This is a genomic window from Parabacteroides sp. CT06, assembly GCF_002257605.1.
Classification (GTDB): domain Bacteria; phylum Bacteroidota; class Bacteroidia; order Bacteroidales; family Tannerellaceae; genus Parabacteroides; species Parabacteroides distasonis.
Window position 1 is genome coordinate 2,447,970 of sequence record NZ_CP022754.1, and the last position, 17,109, is coordinate 2,465,078.

15 protein-coding genes are annotated in these 17,109 nt (G+C 46.6%); 6 read left to right on the top strand and 9 right to left on the bottom strand.

Translation table 11 applies throughout. The annotated features are described in order from the left end of the window. Window positions 1-49 precede the first annotated feature (49 nt). From CI960_RS10700 to CI960_RS10710, 3 genes are read left to right on the top strand one after another with little or no spacing between them, the layout of a single operon-like run. Window positions 50-589, top strand: a complete 540-nt coding sequence (locus tag CI960_RS10700; RefSeq protein ID WP_005856513.1) for an RNA polymerase sigma-70 factor — start codon at window positions 50-52, stop codon at window positions 587-589. Between the two features lie 5 nt (window positions 590-594). Beyond that, entirely contained in the window at window positions 595-1,446 is an 852-nt protein-coding gene (locus tag CI960_RS10705) for a FecR family protein (RefSeq protein WP_005856511.1), read from the top strand. After that, window positions 1,425-2,981 (top strand): STN and carboxypeptidase regulatory-like domain-containing protein, encoded by a 1,557-nt coding sequence (locus CI960_RS10710; protein WP_005856509.1) that lies wholly within the window; start codon window positions 1,425-1,427, stop codon window positions 2,979-2,981. The genes CI960_RS10705 and CI960_RS10710 overlap by 22 nt, the downstream gene beginning before the upstream one ends. 211 nt (window positions 2,982-3,192) lie before the next feature. On the opposite strand, the gene CI960_RS10715 is transcribed toward CI960_RS10710, so the two are convergent. From CI960_RS10715 to CI960_RS10740, 6 genes are all read right to left on the bottom strand, one after another. Continuing rightward, on the bottom strand, window positions 3,193-4,482 hold the full coding sequence (locus tag CI960_RS10715) for a nucleotide sugar dehydrogenase (RefSeq protein WP_005856507.1): 1,290 nt from the start codon (window positions 4,480-4,482) through the stop codon (window positions 3,193-3,195). A gap of 187 nt (window positions 4,483-4,669) precedes the next feature. Beyond that, entirely contained in the window at window positions 4,670-5,962 is a 1,293-nt protein-coding gene (locus CI960_RS10720; RefSeq protein WP_005856505.1) for a TolC family protein, read from the bottom strand. A 5-nt stretch (window positions 5,963-5,967) separates the two neighbouring features. Continuing rightward, window positions 5,968-9,012, bottom strand: coding sequence for an efflux RND transporter permease subunit (locus CI960_RS10725; protein ID WP_005856503.1), 3,045 nt, complete (start codon window positions 9,010-9,012; stop codon window positions 5,968-5,970). Window positions 9,013-9,022: 10 nt separating this feature from the next. After that, window positions 9,023-10,072, bottom strand: coding sequence for an efflux RND transporter periplasmic adaptor subunit (locus CI960_RS10730; RefSeq protein ID WP_008778321.1), 1,050 nt, complete (start codon window positions 10,070-10,072; stop codon window positions 9,023-9,025). Between the two features lie 93 nt (window positions 10,073-10,165). Then, window positions 10,166-11,179 (bottom strand): DNA/RNA non-specific endonuclease, encoded by a 1,014-nt coding sequence (locus CI960_RS10735; protein WP_005856498.1) that lies wholly within the window; start codon window positions 11,177-11,179, stop codon window positions 10,166-10,168. A 154-nt stretch (window positions 11,180-11,333) separates the two neighbouring features. Beyond that, window positions 11,334-12,371 (bottom strand): DUF1848 domain-containing protein, encoded by a 1,038-nt coding sequence (locus tag CI960_RS10740; protein ID WP_005856496.1) that lies wholly within the window; start codon window positions 12,369-12,371, stop codon window positions 11,334-11,336. A gap of 122 nt (window positions 12,372-12,493) precedes the next feature. Between CI960_RS10740 and CI960_RS10745 the strand changes: the two genes are divergently transcribed. The 3 genes from CI960_RS10745 to CI960_RS10750 all read left to right on the top strand — a co-directional run bounded on the left by CI960_RS10745 (window position 12,494) and on the right by CI960_RS10750 (window position 14,118). Continuing rightward, window positions 12,494-13,030, top strand: coding sequence for a flavodoxin family protein (locus tag CI960_RS10745; protein WP_005856494.1), 537 nt, complete (start codon window positions 12,494-12,496; stop codon window positions 13,028-13,030). Between the two features lie 33 nt (window positions 13,031-13,063). Further along, a complete protein-coding gene (locus CI960_RS23405) occupies window positions 13,064-13,237 on the top strand; it encodes a cyclophilin-like fold protein (protein WP_309568411.1) in 174 nt (57 codons plus the stop codon). 239 nt (window positions 13,238-13,476) lie between these two features. Continuing rightward, entirely contained in the window at window positions 13,477-14,118 is a 642-nt protein-coding gene (locus CI960_RS10750; protein WP_005856492.1) for a hypothetical protein, read from the top strand. A gap of 41 nt (window positions 14,119-14,159) precedes the next feature. Here the strand turns inward: CI960_RS10750 and CI960_RS23650 are convergent, their stop codons facing one another. From CI960_RS23650 to CI960_RS10760, 3 genes are all read right to left on the bottom strand, one after another. Continuing rightward, on the bottom strand, window positions 14,160-14,360 hold the full coding sequence (locus CI960_RS23650; RefSeq protein WP_224202317.1) for a DUF6169 family protein: 201 nt from the start codon (window positions 14,358-14,360) through the stop codon (window positions 14,160-14,162). A 115-nt stretch (window positions 14,361-14,475) separates the two neighbouring features. Beyond that, window positions 14,476-14,640: a hypothetical protein gene (locus CI960_RS23410; RefSeq protein WP_005856488.1), complete on the bottom strand. Its 165-nt coding sequence runs from the start codon at window positions 14,638-14,640 to the stop codon at window positions 14,476-14,478. Between the two features lie 110 nt (window positions 14,641-14,750). Beyond that, window positions 14,751-16,967: an alpha-L-rhamnosidase C-terminal domain-containing protein gene (locus tag CI960_RS10760; RefSeq protein WP_005856486.1), complete on the bottom strand. Its 2,217-nt coding sequence runs from the start codon at window positions 16,965-16,967 to the stop codon at window positions 14,751-14,753. Window positions 16,968-17,109 lie beyond the last annotated feature (142 nt).

Genomic DNA, 17,109 nt, shown 5'->3' on the forward strand with positions numbered 1-17,109 from the left:
AAATCATTATCTTTGTCCATTATCAATTATCTGTTGAAACCAAATTATTATGGATTTGTTCGTACTCAAAAAGATCAAGGAAGGGGATATTAAAGCATTCGAAAGTATTTTCAGGCTTTATTATACCCCTCTTTGCCTGTACGCAACCAGTATAACAGGAGAGCAGGAAGTCGCAGAGGAGATAGTTCAGGACTTGTTTTATGTATTCTGGAAAGAAAGAGAATCTCTTCCAATCTTACGTTCCATCAAGAACTACCTTTATGGAGCTACCCGGAACCGGTCCTTACAATATCTGGAGCATCGGGAAGTACGATACCGATACCGGAATACGGTTTTAGCCGGAGAGAATCCGGAATCCGAATCGTATACCCCGCAAGATCAACTTGAGTACAAAGAATTGCAATCCTTGGTCAACCGGGCATTAGGTAAATTGCCCGAACGCCGCCTCCGGATCTTTCGGATGCACCGTTTCGAAGGAATGAAATACGCGGAGATAGCCTCCAGCCTCTCATTGTCCATAAAGACAGTAGAAGCGGAAATGACCAAGGCACTACAAACACTAAGAAAAGAAATCGAGAATTATACCTAACAGTTATGAATCAAATAGAAAAAAATAAATTGAAGACAGACCAAGCATGGGAACAATTATACACTCGCTTGGAGCAAGACGGGCTGCTGGATAAGCCAATTTCCGGTACACAAATCCCATACCGGATCGGACTTATGAAATGGGCCGCCGCTATCGTTATACTCTGTGTATCGGTAGCTACGGCTATTTTCCTTGGACGAGAACGGACACCGGAAACCACTCTGCTCACCCTGCATAATAACGAGGCTTCCACCACCTTGGTCACGACTTTGGAAGACGGGTCTATCGTTTATCTGGCCGATAACAGTCAGTTAAGCTATCCGGAACATTTCCAAAGAGAAAAAAGAGAGGTGTCTCTACTAGGAAACGCCCTTTTTGATGTAAGCGGGAATAAGGAACGTCCTTTCCTAATCGAGACAGAGCAGGCCCGGATCGAGGTATTGGGAACCTCATTCAATATCAAAAGCTCGGATAAAAGCGCCTTTGAATTGGCCGTTCGCCGGGGATTAGTGAAAGTGACACTCAAGAAGAACGGAGAACAAACGCTGGTAAAGGCCGGTCAAACCGTATCCTTATTCTCCAACCGTTTACAAGTAGCTCCGACTCAAGATAACGAACAATTTTCCGATTACACCCGCCGTATCCAGTTTAAGGATGAGCGCTTAGGAGATATCTTGCATGTAATTAATCTGGAATATCCGAAGATGCCATTGAAGACAACGGCTGATTTAGAGAATAGACGGCTGACCGTTAGTTTCTATAATAACTCACCCGCGACGATGGCTGAACTGATCTGCGCGGCGTTAAAACTAAAATGTACGCAACAAAATAATATATGGATGATTTCCGAACCTTGAGACAGCTGATCGTAGGATGGTTGCTGTTACTCGTAGCTCTCATCCCTATGAATGCCCAGAATGGTAACGTACTGGGACAGGTCATACGATTGCCTAAATCAAAAGGAAATATCTACCAATTGCTGGGACTCGTCACGGAACGTTCCGGCTATCTTTTTATATACGACAGTAAGATTATCGATAATGAACAAACAACATCGATAAAAGGTGGAGATTATACGATACAAGAAGCTATATACGCTATTACCGGTAATAAAAATCTGGCGATCCGTACGATAGAGAACCATCTCTTGCTTTATCTGCCAGAGAGTCCCTCCGCTCCTAAAAGCGCATCCGTAACTCCCGATTCCATACAAACCTATTTCTCGATAGAAGGTTCTTTACAGGATCAATATACCCATGAGCCAATCGCGTTCGGATCGGTAGGAATCGGCGAGGCCGCTATCGGCACCATCACCAACCAGAATGGAGAGTTCCGATTGAAATTACCGGACTCACTCCGATTATCCAAGGTACGTTTCTCTCATATCGGCTATCTTCCCCAAGAGATAGATGGTCGGGAGTTAATAGATAAACATACCGTCTTATCCCTAGAGCCTAAAGTAATCTCCATCCAAGAAGTTATCGTGCGTCTAACCAATCCGAAACGCTTATTACAGGAGATGCTGGACGAGAGAAGAAGCAATTATTCCCAGCACCCGATTTACCTTACCACATTTTACAGAGAAGGCGTTGAACGTAAAAAAGGACTCGTAGGACTGACCGAGGCTGTTTTTAAGGTATATAAGGCATCTTACCACAGCAATGCCTTGGCCGATCAAGTGAAACTACTAAAGATGCGCCGCATTAGTAACGAGCAGGAAAAGGACACGTTGATCACAAAAATGAAGTCGGGTATCTACTCCTGCCTTGTCTTGGACTTGATGAAACAGTTACCGGAGTTTCTGGATCCTAGCCCGGATTCACCCTATACATACGCCCATACCGACATCACGGTAGTGGATGATCGACTTGCTAACGTCATCTCTTTCGAGCAACGAAAGAGTATCAATGAACCGCTTTATCGGGGACAGATATATATCGACATGGAAAATAATGCCTTATTAAGGGTGGACTTTGAGGTCAATCCCCAATATATCGAGCAAGCGGCCGGCATGTTCGTCGAGAGAAAAAGCCGGAATTTACGGATCACGCCCCAGAAAGTAGCCTATACGGTATCTTACAAGCAATGGAATGGCACCTACTACATTAACCATATCCGGGGAGATCTGCATTTTAAAATTAAAAAAAGAAGACAACTTTTTAACACAAATATTTTACATACTTGGTTCGAAATGGTTACCTGTAAGATAGATACAGCCAATGTGAACCGCTTCTCACGCATTGAATCCCTTCCCACCCGCACGGTTTTCTCGGATACCCACTTCAACTACGACGAGGGTTTCTGGGGAGATTTTAACGTAATATTACCCGAAGACAAACTGAATGAGGCTATTAGCAGAATCACCTCAAAGATAGAGGAAACGAACTACTAATCCCCTAAAAATCATAAAGAGAGCCTTTTCGCAAAGGCTCTCTTTATAGGTTTTTAATAGGTATTAGTCTTTAAGGCAAAAAGATTGTTTAGGTTATCTGCATGCAAAGATGGGCTAATTAATATAATTGAGCAAATAAAAAAAGATATTGTACAACACATTTTTTTAAGTTTATCGAAATTTCTTTGCAGCTTGTGTTACTTTTTAACAATTACAGACTCCAATAGATCATCTGATGGATGCTACCTCGATAGACTCCTTTCACGTCCGCCAACACGGCATGTTCGTTCGTGATCGACATGAAGTAGGACTCATCCAGCTTCAAATAAGTCGTATGAGCGACAGCTACCACTACCGCGTCATATTTCTTCCCGGGCCTCTCTACTAACCGGATACCGTACTCTTGCAATACTTCCAAAGGGGAAGCGAACGGATCCATCACATCGACCTCGGCTCCGAAGTCCTTAAACTCATTGATAATATCGGCTACTTTCGAGTTACGTATATCCGATACGTTTTCCTTAAAAGTCATACCCATCACCAACACATGCGCTCCTAGGATATTTTTCCCCTGCGAGATAATCTTTTTCACGACCTTCTTTCCGATATACCGTCCCATGGAATCGTTCACGTAGCGACCGGAGTTGATCATCTTCGTGTGATATTGCAATTCTTTGGCTTTATGCACCAGATAGTAAGGATCTACCCCTATACAATGCCCACCTACCAATCCGGGAGAGAAAGGCAGGAAATTCCATTTCGTTCCGGCGGCTTTCAAGACATCAAACGTATTTACCCCCATTCGATCGAAAATAATGGAAAGCTCGTTCATAAGGGCTATATTCACATCACGCTGGGTATTCTCGATAATCTTGGCGGCTTCGGCTACCTTGATACTAGGCGCACGGTGCAACCCCGCTTGAACGACCAGCTTATAGACGTCCGATATCGTTTCCAAAGCTTCGGCATCGCAGCCGGAAACGATCTTCACGGTATTTACCAAGGTATGTACCTTATCACCCGGATTGATTCGTTCCGGTGAGTATCCAACCTTAAAGTCCTCTCCTACTCTCAACCCTGAAACCTCCTCCAAGATCGGGATGCAATCCTCTTCCGTACATCCCGGATATACGGTAGATTCGTATACTACATAATCGCCTCGTTTAAGGACTTTGCCTACCGTGCGGGTCGCACCCAACAAAGGGGATAGATCCGGCTCGTTATGGCTGTCTATCGGGGTAGGAACAGCTATAACGTAAAAGGAAGCCTCCCGCAACTTTTCTATAGAAGAAGTAAATGTGATATCTTTATGTTCAAATACCTCAGTAGGAAGCTCACCACACGGATCAATACAGTTCCGAAGCTTGTCCAAGCGATCCTCGTTGATATCAAATCCGATAACGGAAACATGTTTAGCGAATTCCATCGCGATAGGAAGCCCGACATATCCTAGTCCGATTAGGGCAAGTTTCGTTTGTTTATCTAGTAACTTTGTATACATCTTATTATTTCATCATTCTACTTAAAAGTCCGGGTTCCAAGGAGTGTCCCAAACAGACGAGATTGTATGCAAATGTAGCAATCTTCAGTTTACCTAACGGTATAAAGGACGTTTTATTTCATAGAGAAGGTCCCTTATCTCGTTTCCAAAATAAGGGACCTTGTCTTCTAAGTATAAAATGTTTCTTTTACTGCAAACGGCGGATACCTATAGCCTTGTTATATTGGGCTAAAGAAGCCTTTTGCTGATACCAAGTCTGGATCAAGCTACTGTAAGACTGAATCCATGACAATTGGGCGGAGAGCACATCCAAGATCGGTAGTTTACCCTCGTTGTAGCTGAAGGTATTCAAATCAAGGTTCTCCTCGGCAATCTTACAAGCCTCTTCCGCGACGGTAATTTGTTTCGTATACTCGGTTAGGCTTGTCCATGCGTTCGCTACCTCTTGAGCGATCTTATCACGCGTATTGTCCAAGGCGTATTCCTTACTACGAAGGATAGCCTTCTGGGAATTTACCTCCTTGAAACGGGCTCCCCAACGGAACAAAGGTATCTTCAAGGAAGCGAAGACGGCCGGAGTCCACAACTGGTCCGAACCTTTCACGTTCAACATCGGCGTACCCCAAGTACCTTGAAAACCGATCGCCAAAGACGGGTTATATTTCGCCTTCGACAAATTGATCTGTCTCTTTTGATACTCTATGTTCAACTCGGAAATAGCGTAGTCCGGACGATTCCGAAGAGCTACATCCTCTCCTACTTGCAACGGCAAGGCCAAATAGGTCGTAATGGAATCTTCCACCTCGATCGGGTCTAACGGAGACACACCCATCAATGAGTTCAGGTTCTGTAACGCAATCTGATACTCCTTATAAGCCGAGCTTTTATTCAATTCCGCTTCTTTCAAGCGGGACTCCACTTGCAATAAATCGGTCTTGCTGATCTGGCCGTCATTGAAACGGATCGTCAACACGTTCGCCAACTCCCCGACAATGTCTACATACTGGCACATCACATCGTACATACCTTTACGTGCGGCGGCCGTCCAATAGTTCAAATCGGCGGAATAAACGATATTATCCGTTGTCAATTCTTCCGCTTGCTCGGTGATCTTGCCTTGTACCTGAGCTGCCTTATAGTTATTATAGATCTGTCCACCGGCATAGATGGGCTGGCTCACCGTAGCGCCTAGGCTATACGTATTATGGTCCATCTCTACGGACATGCCCGGTCCGAAATCCAAATCATATTTATTGATACGGTACTGATAACTGCCGGAGAAGTCCACCGAAGGGAAGAAACCGGTCTTAGCGGCCTTGATCGCATGCTGCATAGCGATACGCTCCTCAGAGCTTTGCTTGATCTGACGGCTGTATTCAAGGACCCGTTCCTTATATTCCACAGCCGATAGCCGGGTGTCTTGCGCTTTAGCGGACAAGGCACCCAACAATAAACAACCTATGATTATTTTATTTCTCATACCTTTTACTCTGATTTAATCTTAAAGAAAACACAATAAGTAACCGGAAGCACGAAGATCGTCAAGATCGTAGATACGAACAGACCACCCATGATGGTAGCCGCCATACCGGCGAACATAGCGTCACCCAACAACGGCAACATACCTAAGATCGTCGTACCGGAAGCCATCGTCACCGGAACGATACGGGTTTTCGTTGCCTCTATCACGGCATTCACCGGAGACAAGCCTGCGTTCAATTGTAAACCGATCTCGTCCACCAGCACGATCGCATTCTTGATATTCATACCGATCAAGCCCAACAGACCCAGCATAGCAAAGAAGTCGAGGGACTTACCGAACACCAACAATCCCAATACCACACCAATGAAGATCAACGGCAGCATCGCCATGATCAATACCGGTTTCCGGTAATATTTCGGGAATAAGAATAACAAGGTGACATAAATCAAACCGAACATCAACGGGATATTAGCGGCGATCGCCTTATTACCTTTATCTTGCTCGGATTGCTCACCGAAATACGTCATCTTATATCCTTCCGGCACCTGAATCTTCTCCTGTACCTCTTTCCACAAATGACTGAAAGCAGCCATCGTATTGGCGCCACGCTTCGGCTCACACTGCATAAGCATACACGGCTCACGGTTGAATCGTCTCACTACGTTAAACTCATAATCCAGCGAGAAATCATCGATCACCTGCTCCACTTTTACTGAACGGCCTTTAGCGCTATAAACCGGCAAAGTCTTTATATCATTCAGACTGATAGAATCCTTATCCGCATCTTTCAGTAAGATCGGCATAAACACGTCGCCCTCACGATACTCACCCAAAGGTACGCCATTCGTAGCCGAACGCAAGGAATAAGCCACCTGCTGACGGGTAATACCCAGACGCAAACCTTTCTCTTGGGAATATAGCGGCTTCCATACCGGAACCTTGTTACCCCAACTATTGCGAACCTCCATCACCTGATCATAATTCCGGGCGATCTCCTGCGCCCTTTGCGTCAAGGCAACCAACGTATCTACGTTATCGCCGATAAAACCGATCTCGATCGCCGCATCCGGAACCGGAGACAAGGCGAACAAAGCCGAACGGGTCAATATATTCGGATAGTTAGCGACCATATAATCGTAGAACTTACCCTCTTCCGCTTGCGCATCCTCCGGATCTTGTGTCTCGATCAACACATTGGCGAAGTTTGGCTTCGGACCGATAGAAGAACTGGCCAAGTAATAACGCACCGGCGAACCTCCCAAGGTAAACGAGTATGATTTGATATTCTCATTCTTGCTAAGATATTCCTCCTCTATCTTCTTCACGTTCGTCTCCACGTCGTAGATGCTATATCCTTCCGGGAAGATCAAGTCCGCACGGAAATAAGGCTTGCTCATGATCGGGAAGAAACTCTGCGGCATGATGCTCATCACGAACAAGGAAAGGAATAACGTAGCTACCACGGTAGAGATCGTTACATATCTACGCTTGATCAAACGGCCCAATACCGACTCAAATTTATGGTACAGCTTCGTATCGTACGGGTCTTTGTTCTCACCCGGTTTCGCCTCTTTCAAGATAAAATTACCGAAGGTAGTCGTTTGCGTCAAGGCCAAGACCCAGCTTAATCCCAAGGATACCGCCAATACGATAAACAACGGTTTCACAATCTCGGCCACGGATGCCGGTGCCAAGTACATCGGCAAGAAAGAACATACGGCGATAAAGGTAGCGCCCAACAACGCCCACTGCGGTTTCGTCGCGCCATCGATCAACGCCTGATAACGGGAAAGTCCCCGCTTGATACCGACTTGGGCATTATCCGTCACCACGATAGCGTTATCCACCAACATACCCATAGCGATAATAAAGGCCGCCAACGAGGTTCGGTTCAAGCCGACACCCCAGATCAACATGATCAATAAGGTACCACCTACCGAGAACAACAACGAACTACCGACCAACATACCGGCACGGGACCCCATCACGATAAAGATAATCACGATAACGATCAACAACGACTCGATCAAGTTCAAGATAAAACCGTTGTTCGCCTCATCCGCGATCTTGTTCTCCGGATAGATCGTTTTCAGGTCCATACCCACCGGGAACAGCTGCTCCATCTCCGCTAAATGATCCGCCACGGCGTTACCCACGGCAACCACATCGTCTTTCGAACCGGTAGCGACACCGATACCGATGGCACGCTTACCGTCCACACGCATCAGGTTCGAGGGAGGGTCCATATAACCACGCTCTACCGTAGCGATATCTCCCAAACGAACCTCACCGCCACTTTTCGTCACGATCAATTGGTCCCGGATATCTTGTATATCCTTATACGTACCTTCCGCACGCAAACGCAATTGATAATTACCGGTATTGATATCTCCCGTATTCACCAACAAGTTCTGCGTTTGCATCACCTGCTGGATAGCGTTCGGGTCGATACCTAGGTTAGCCAGTTTCGGGATAGAGATCTTTACGTTGACAACTTGTGTCTGTTCACCGAATAGGTAGACCTTCTGTACACCCGGTACAGGAGATAGCTCCGTCTTGATCTTTTGCGCCCAATTACGCAGGTCGTCGTAAGTATATCCCTCATCGGCCGTCAAGGCATAATAAATTCCGAATACGTCACCGAAGTCATCACTAACGGATATCGAGGAGGCGCCAGACGGAAGGCGAGGCTGTATATTCGCCACCTTACGACGCAACTCGTCCCACTTGACCGGCATATAATCCGGAGACAAGGTAGGCTGCAACTCAATAGAAATCTTGGACATACCGAAATAAGACTCAGATTTGATCTGGAACACATCCGACATAGCCTGAATCTCCCGTTCGATCGGCTCAGTCACCAGCTTCTCCACCTCCTGAGGTGTCGCTCCCGGATATTGGGTAACCAAAACCGCTTGCTTGATTACGAAGGGAGAATCTTCCTTCTTCGGCAATTTAAAGAAAGAATATATACCTCCTATCAGCATGACCGCTAGGAAAAAGTATATAATCTTCTGATTCTCTAAGGAATATTTTGGAATATTCATTGTTTATCTCTTAATCTGTTAATACTTTTACCTGTTGTCCATCCACCAAACGAGTGGCTCCGGCTGAGACAACCTGTTCGCCGGGTCGCAAGCCATCCGTTACGATCACGCCATCCTTGCCGATCAGCATAGACTCGGTAATCTTGCGACGCTCAACCTTTTGAGACTGCCCATTATAAACAAACACATACTTATCGCTATTGGCATCGTCAGCCACGACAGCGGCTAGCGGAACCAATACGGCGCCTTGCGTGAAACTCTCGCTATCCACGTTCAAGATCACACGGCAAGAGAAACCTACGGCTACCTTATATTTCTCTAAATTAAAGTTCGGATCGTCGATATACAGATATACGGGAACGCCGGAACCATCCGGAGAGGCTTCCACGTATTCTTTCACCTTCGCCTTGAAGCGAACGCCCTTGTAATTATCGAATTCCACATAAACAGAATAAGGAGAAGAGAAGTAATTGATATTACTCTCCGGCATCGTAAACACGACCTGTAACTTATTCGGGTTGATCAAGCAAACGATTCCTTGTCCGGCCTGTACCTTCTGGTAATTCTCCACATATTTCTTCTGGATAAATCCATCGAACGGCGCACGAAGCTTTGTCTGGTTCAATGTGTTTTGCGCATACTCGAAAGCCGCCTTGGCATTTGAGTAAGAGGCTTCCGTAGACTCATACTCTTGCTTGGAGATAGCTTGCTTGGACAATAACTTCTTCGCACGTTGCAATTGCGCCTCAGCGGTCTGGAAAGACGCTTTCTTCGCCTCATATTCCCATTTAAAGTCCAGCGGATCGATCTCGGCCACGATCTGTCCCGTACGGACCTTCTGGCCTTCATCCACGTTTAATGAGATCAGCGGGCCGGACATCTTAAACGCCAAATCACTGAATTGATCGGGCGATACCACTCCACTGAATGATTTCTCAACCATGTTCAGCGAAGTAACGTCCGCCAATTTAACTGGACGAGGACCTTGCTCCTTAACGGGTGGTTGACTACAGGAAACCAATGCTGCCAAAACAAACACAGGGATTAATTTTCCTTTCATGATAACTTGCATTTTGTTATTTAATTATGATTTCTTTTTCTTCACAGTAAATATAAAACATTCTCGCCTAGAGATTGTTGAGCATAACGTGCCTTAAAAAGACCAACTACCATCATTCACGTATGCTTCCATCGGATTTTCTATCGAATCAGGCAAAGAAGGGAAAAAGTCAATTCCGGTAACCTTCTCAACGCTATCGATAGGGATCATCATCGATTTCAACGGAGTCTTTCCATAGTCTTTATTATCAAACAGAAAACCTACCCCTTCCGGTTTACCGTTCGTTATCGTACAGATTACCTTATAAAAGGTCTTCGGGATTCCCACCCGATTCTTACCTAATCGTTTCAGGTCGTCCGTGATCACCGGGCCGGTCACGATCAACAAAGAGCCATTCTCTTTCGCCCACAAACGAGCCTGTTCTTCCAGATCTTTCCAGATACCCCGGTTCAAGCCGGGCTTTTGCGGACAGATATTACTTAGGTAGAATGATTCTCGCATGGCCTTGGCGGACCATTTCATATCGCCAGCAGGCGCCATATGTCCTCGGTCATAGCCGGAACGGGTATAGTCCTCGTTCGTGGCGGTAGCCCCTTTCACCATGGGGTCCGAGACGAACTTATTAGACCGCTCGTTCTTCTTACTTGTCGCCTCTTTCGAGGTCAGTTCATAGGCTACCCAATTGGCGATCTTATAATCGGAATTATAAGAAACCGTATAGCCCTCATGCTTTATAACCTGCTCTTTTTGTTTATTCTTTAGTCTCGGTATCTCAGCTCCCCCTTGAAAAGTATAAGCGGAGGTCTCTTTCTTTGGGTTCGTCGTTTGCTTGTTTTTCGTCGCTTGTGCGGCTTTCTTACCCGATGTTCCGGAGCCGCCTTTGTCCGAGATCTTCGGACGGACTATTGCCTCCGCCCGATCCTGTTTCTTCTCTACAAGCCGTGTCTTGGATACCGGATAAAACCAGTTATATATGAATAATACACCGATAAAACAAACAACTACCGCAAAAACGCCAAGAAGCATCTTCTTTACAGAGGACATGAATGATGATGCCCGCTTCTTCTTGCTTTTCCGGGGTTGAGGCTTACCTTTCTTTTTTGCCATACCTAAAACTTCCTATTCTTAACCTTTCGTATTGGGCGCAAAAATAGATAAATCCGGCATGTTATACAACACAATTCTAGGATAGTATTGGTCTCGATTACTATAAAAGACGGCTTAATTTAATACGCCGCTTCATTTGACCTTGCTTTCAAATCTAACTTCGAATCAAACTTTCACTATCGTCCGAATAGTGTACCGCATTCTTTTGTACGCATTCCCTACTTGTATTGGCATAACAATAGACACAGAAATGGCGGCAAGTGTTATACCTACCGATATCTTTGCTTATCATGCAACCACAGGCTTTCCGTTGGCCTTTGTCTTTTAGGTCTTTGCGTTTGTCGGGTAAAGCGGGAAACGTACCAAAAAGATCCGGTTCAGGTAATTGGCCTGTTCGAAGATAATAAACCAATTCATAATCCTCCTCAAACACACGCTCCATTAAATCACCGTCGATACACCGGTTATGTTCAATGCCATAAACCGTAAGGTCAATATCCTCGGCACAAGTAGCGAGTGTCACATTCCAACCAGTAGAAGCCCAAATTTCCCTCAACTTCACCAATCCCTCTACAGTTTCTTGACGTTGCGTCGCATTCATCTCAGCGGTTTCCACATCCTCTTTCGTAAAGCAATTCGTCTCTTTTATAAGGTTATTCTGTACCTTACGATACGCCTTTACATCTACGAAACTGAACACGAGCTTATCAGTATATCCTTTCAACAGATTGCCGATCTTCCAAATACGGCTAAGCAAGACACGAGGCGTGATAGATGGAGTCATAATCAACGGATCAAATCGCCAGATCACCCGTTCCTTCCCTATCATTTCCGACAACTCCCGAAATGTCTCCACCCGTTGCGTAACGCTCGGCACATTCGGCTCAAAGCCTTCGCTCACATAGTCATTCAACGTGAACTGGAAATAATAATGGATACCCCTCCTATCCAACTCATGCAAATAAGGCAATATCAGCTTCGGGTTCTTTGTCCAAAACACGATTGCCTTACACCGCTCAAACGACACATACATCTTCCGCCGATTAAACGGATTATACCAAACACAATACCCCTTGGCCAAACGATTAAAGAACCACTTGACATAAAAGGCCGGGATATCCGTTGACCGGCTGGCCGAAATGATGATGGGAGCAAGTGCCTCGACTTGCTCACCGGAGTCCGTTGTGATCATTCTTCCGTATTATTATGTAATTAGGGTCATAACATCCGTAATTTGTCTACCGCAAGATAGGGATTATCTCGCTATTTTTGTATCCTAAAAATGAATGTAGAACCTAATAAATAACAGTAAACATGAAAAATGTATTGATTTTATCTTCCAGCCCCCGTCGTGGAGGCAATTCCGATACGCTATGCGATGAGTTTATGCAAGGGGCGATCGAAAGCGGTCATCGTGTGGAAAAGGTTTTTCTGCGAGACAAGACCATTCACCCCTGCACGGGATGCGGCGTGTGCAGCCAATACAAGAAGCCTTGTCCACAAAAAGATGACGCGGCAGAGATTATCGGAAAGATGCTTGCCGCCGATGTGATCGTGATGGCTACGCCGGTCTATTTCTATGCCATGAGCGCACAGATGAAGACGCTGATAGACCGTTGCTGCGGTCCTTATACCGAAATGAAAAACAAGGAGTTTTACTTCATCGCCACGGCCGCTGAAGAAGATAACGGCATCATGGATCGCATTGTGGCCAACTTTATGGGATTCCTCGACTGTCTGGAGAACCCGACCGTGAAAGGAACGCTATTCTGCGGTGGTGTGTGGCACGTGGGCGAGATCGAAGGGAACCCGACCTTGAGGCAAGCATACGAGCAGGGAAAACGAGTATAATACTCTTGATCGCGACCAATACGTTCGGGTATAATCCATACAAGCGACCTACTTCTATGGGGAGCGAATACGGTAGTCCTTTTCTACGAGACCTTTTCCTCGTCTTACAGCTATACCCGTTTAGGGAAGATAGAGAATCCCGCAGGGTTGGTCGACGTACTTGGCAGAGGAAACGTGAGGGTTGCCCGCTTCTCCCTAAGTAAATAATGCTCCGATACCGCATAAATACCTTATCGGTAGCAGATGAATTCTTGTTCGCATACTGTATAATTCTACAAACCACGACGTGGTCTGTACAGATCAAGACGTGGAATATACAAATCACGACGTGGTCTATATATTCCACGGTGATAATTTGGAAATAGATCAAGTAGTAAGTATATTTGTATATAGTAAGAAGAATGTTTTTAACTTGAAGATACAAACAATTATACCTAGTAGCAGTTATGGCAGAATATATCAAGCAAGAGATGTGCGACCTGAACGGGACGGGGGAAAAGCCGGTGTATTATCGGATGAAGATACAACGGAACATGGATATGGAGGATTTCGTGGAACGGATCACCTACCCCGGATCGGGCTTGAGCAGGGGTAGCGTAATACAGGTGATGACGACAGTAGCGGAACATCTGGCCTATTGCATGGCGGAAGGGCAGTCGGTCACGTTGGATGGCATCGGTACGTTCACGCCCCGCCTAGGCGTAGCGAAGGACAAGGAGATCGACTCGCTGGATGGTGACGAACCGAAGCGTAACGCACGGAGCATCGAGGTGAATGGCATCAACTACCGGGCCGACAAGGAACTGGTACGGGAAACTAACCTGCGTTGCGACTTAAGACGGGGAGGTATCAGCCGTGTATGGAAATCGCCCTTCACCGAAGAGGAGCGCCGGACGCGGGCATTGGATTACCTTCACGAACACCCATTCTTGCGCATACAAGACTACATGGCTATCACCGGACTAAAACGCAGTAGCGCAAACCGGGAGCTACTACGACTCAGCAGCGATCCGGCGAGTGGGCTCACCATATCGGGTTATGGAAGCCACCGGGTGTATGTCCGCAGGAAAACAGAGGGCGATCGCTAATCCACCCAATGGTGCCCCGGGCCGGAGAAAACACATACATTTTACTCCGGCTTTTGACTAAGCATTTGTATTGTTTCAGTAAACTCCGCGACTATAGACTTCAAATTGGGATTATCGAGTCGAATAATAATCGCCGCATAATTCTGTATCCCATCTGCATCTCGGATGTCCGCAGACATGAAAGCGAAATCAGATTTACGCGGCGAGGAATGAAACCAAAACTCAAAAAGGCGATTGCGCATACTCTGCTTGCATAATAAATCACACCAAAGTCCGTAACAAACCGGAAACACATAGAATCCCTAAGAGCTGTTACCGCATAAGGAGAATTAGAATTTATACGTTCAAGGTTAAGGCTTACCATACTTCAAAATAAGTAGCTTCTTGCCCTGTACGTTTCTTAAACTCTTCTTTCATCTCTTTTTCCAGTTTAGCTACATACTCTCGCTTCAGCTTCCGTGCGGTCTCCAACCGACGCAAAGCCTCTTCTCTGGTAATCTTGCTATTTTTCTCTTTTTCCATATCCTTCGATATAATACTTATATATTACAAATGTAGGATAAATTCCGTTCTTTACCAAAATATTTATTCTTTGCTTCTGTTTTTGAGAAATATAACAAACACACAGATCACTAATCCACTTGATGGTGTCCCGGGTCGAGATGCTTGCGAGTGCCGTTCGGTCTTATCAGTTCGGCGGAGGTGCCTTCCGGGATTTGGAGATCGAACTTCATTCGCTTGCCTTTCTTCTTGATACTTACTTGGATGGTTCCATAATGAGTCTCTAGACTGGCAGAGGCTTCCGATAAGGAACCCAGTTGAGGCGAGATCTTAAAGGTACGGAAGCCGGGAGAGGTTGGCTCGATACCGCAGACCTTCTGGCTCAATAAGGTAAGCGGACCACCGCTCCAAGCGTGATTGATCGTGCCGCCACCGAAGCCCTCGGCTCCGATGCCCCATCCCTCGAACAAGGTCGTATATTCGGCATAATCCAGCATACGGGTGTAACGTTGCTTCATCCGTTCCAAGGCAAACGTCGGCTCGCCCATCTGGAAAAGGGCCTCTAGGACATACTTCTCCATATAAGGGCTGGCGTGATACTCCTTTTTAAGCACCTTCGTCAGCGCCGGATACTTATCTTTCGAGGCCAGCCCGGAAACAACCGCCATGGCTTGGGAGCGATCGTCCGTCTCCCCTTTATAGCCGGGGGAGCGATAGGCGGAACCTGTCCAGAACTTCGTGTCGAAACAACGTTCTATGCTACGCATCATCTGGGAGATCTCATCGGCATCCTTATCCTTGCCGAGTTGCAGGGCGAAGGCTCGCTCCGCTTTCAAGGCCAGATAATACCAGCAATTGGTCAATACACCCATATCGACGTGCTCGCCCCAGTCGCCCCAACTCCAAGCGCCTTGACGCTCGATCACCAAGCCACTCTTATCGACTTGCCAGACCTCGTGCAGGTAACGGCGCATCCGGTCGTATATCACCGGAACGAAACTACTGTCGGCACTATAATAATATTGTGTATAAAAACCGTACCAACCGATAGACGCCAACATCTGTAAAGGAAGCTCCTTATCCCAATTACCCGCCGGAACCGGAGCGTAGAGCGTTCCGTCCTCCCGCTGCCAATTCATTAATTCATGGATGCCTTTTACGGCTAGTTTCTGCCCGGACGGAGAAAGGGCGTAGAAAGCCTCGCCTAGCTCATTCACCTCGTCGCCCCACCATTGGGCACGTTCACGATCCGGACAGTCCATATAATTATCACGCATCGTTATGTATAAGGTACGGGCAGAACGTTGCCAAAGCTCGTCGTAGAACGGGTCGTCACAATGGAAAGAGCCGGCGAGGTCCGTGTTGTAACCGGTCTCACGGTATTTCACATCCAGCACCTTCACGCCCTCAGGGATGATGTAATAGACCTCATGGCCGTTCATCCAGCCATAGCTTTCGTATTCCTGCTCACCCTCATGGGTAATATATTCGGCACGTACGTTGCGCTCGCTTCCTCCCTCGTAATTATCCATCCGGATGTGGATAGTCTTCCCGGCCTCCGCCTCTACTTTCAGATACGGAGTGATCTGGGCATTATAGGGCAAACGACAGAACAGGGTATCGCCTCTCAAGGATTCCCGGACGGATACATAGGATAACAGGCCGCTGTTTTTCCACTGGGGTATCGGACGTTCCACCAGCTCCCCGAAAGGAGCTTTCCCCGCCTTACCGACGCAGACCGCCCCCGGAAGGGAACCTTCGAAACTCGTACGGTTCCAGTTTGTTATCGCTTGACGGGCATCGAAGCGGATATTACTCTCCGGCATACGGTAATTCGGGAAAGGGGCCTCGGTATTTTGATAAGCCTCATACAAGGCGCACTGCCAGCTCGCGTCGGAGACGATCTCCAGTCCCGGAGCGATCGCCTCGAATAACAAAGCTGCTTTCCCACTGTTGATATGACTGAAACCGTCTTTTCCGAAATGCCAGAGCAAGATAGCGATGGTGTTCGAGCCCTTTGTCAGGTAAGGGGCGATATCTACCGGATCGTAATAAGTCCCGGAAGGAGAAGGTCCTCTTTTCAAGCCACCCTCGAAGATAACCAGTTGGTCGTTGATCCAAAGCCAATACTTGGAATCGGCGGCGATACGGGCGATGAGTTGGTCCGGGACATCCGTCACGCCGAATGATTTACGGTAGATCAACCAAGTGTTCGTGGCGCTTTGGCAACGCTCGGTATTGATCCATTGGGCTTTCCAAGGGAAGGATTCGGGATGAGATGAAGCTGTCGCCTTTATCCAGCCGAAAGGCAAGAGGAACAAAAAGAAGGCAATGAGTAGCTTATTCATAAATTTAATCTTTAAAGTTCAACAGTTTATAATTATCTGGTTGTAGAGACGGGGCGTGCCCCGTCTCATCTCCCCAAAAGGTAACTTAAAGATACTATTAGCCGGTGGGAGACGGGGCACGCCCCGTCTCTACAACTAAGTA

Bases quoted from the DNA above. Each gene is read 5' to 3' on its own strand.
- CI960_RS10700 (WP_005856513.1), top strand. From the start codon at position 50: ATGGATTTGTTCGTACTCAAAAAGATCAAGGAAGGGGATATTAAAGCA.
- CI960_RS10705 (WP_005856511.1), top strand. From the start codon at position 595: ATGAATCAAATAGAAAAAAATAAATTGAAGACAGACCAAGCATGGGAA.
- CI960_RS10710 (WP_005856509.1), top strand. From the start codon at position 1,425: ATGGATGATTTCCGAACCTTGAGACAGCTGATCGTAGGATGGTTGCTG.
- CI960_RS10715 (WP_005856507.1), bottom strand. From the start codon at position 4,482: ATGTATACAAAGTTACTAGATAAACAAACGAAACTTGCCCTAATCGGA.
- CI960_RS10720 (WP_005856505.1), bottom strand. From the start codon at position 5,962: ATGAGAAATAAAATAATCATAGGTTGTTTATTGTTGGGTGCCTTGTCC.
- CI960_RS10725 (WP_005856503.1), bottom strand. From the start codon at position 9,012: ATGAATATTCCAAAATATTCCTTAGAGAATCAGAAGATTATATACTTT.
- CI960_RS10730 (WP_008778321.1), bottom strand. From the start codon at position 10,072: ATGAAAGGAAAATTAATCCCTGTGTTTGTTTTGGCAGCATTGGTTTCC.
- CI960_RS10735 (WP_005856498.1), bottom strand. From the start codon at position 11,179: ATGGCAAAAAAGAAAGGTAAGCCTCAACCCCGGAAAAGCAAGAAGAAG.
- CI960_RS10740 (WP_005856496.1), bottom strand. From the start codon at position 12,371: ATGATCACAACGGACTCCGGTGAGCAAGTCGAGGCACTTGCTCCCATC.
- CI960_RS10745 (WP_005856494.1), top strand. From the start codon at position 12,494: ATGAAAAATGTATTGATTTTATCTTCCAGCCCCCGTCGTGGAGGCAAT.
- CI960_RS10750 (WP_005856492.1), top strand. From the start codon at position 13,477: ATGGCAGAATATATCAAGCAAGAGATGTGCGACCTGAACGGGACGGGG.
- CI960_RS23650 (WP_224202317.1), bottom strand. From the start codon at position 14,360: ATGCGCAATCGCCTTTTTGAGTTTTGGTTTCATTCCTCGCCGCGTAAA.
- CI960_RS23410 (WP_005856488.1), bottom strand. From the start codon at position 14,640: ATGGAAAAAGAGAAAAATAGCAAGATTACCAGAGAAGAGGCTTTGCGT.
- CI960_RS10760 (WP_005856486.1), bottom strand. From the start codon at position 16,967: ATGAATAAGCTACTCATTGCCTTCTTTTTGTTCCTCTTGCCTTTCGGC.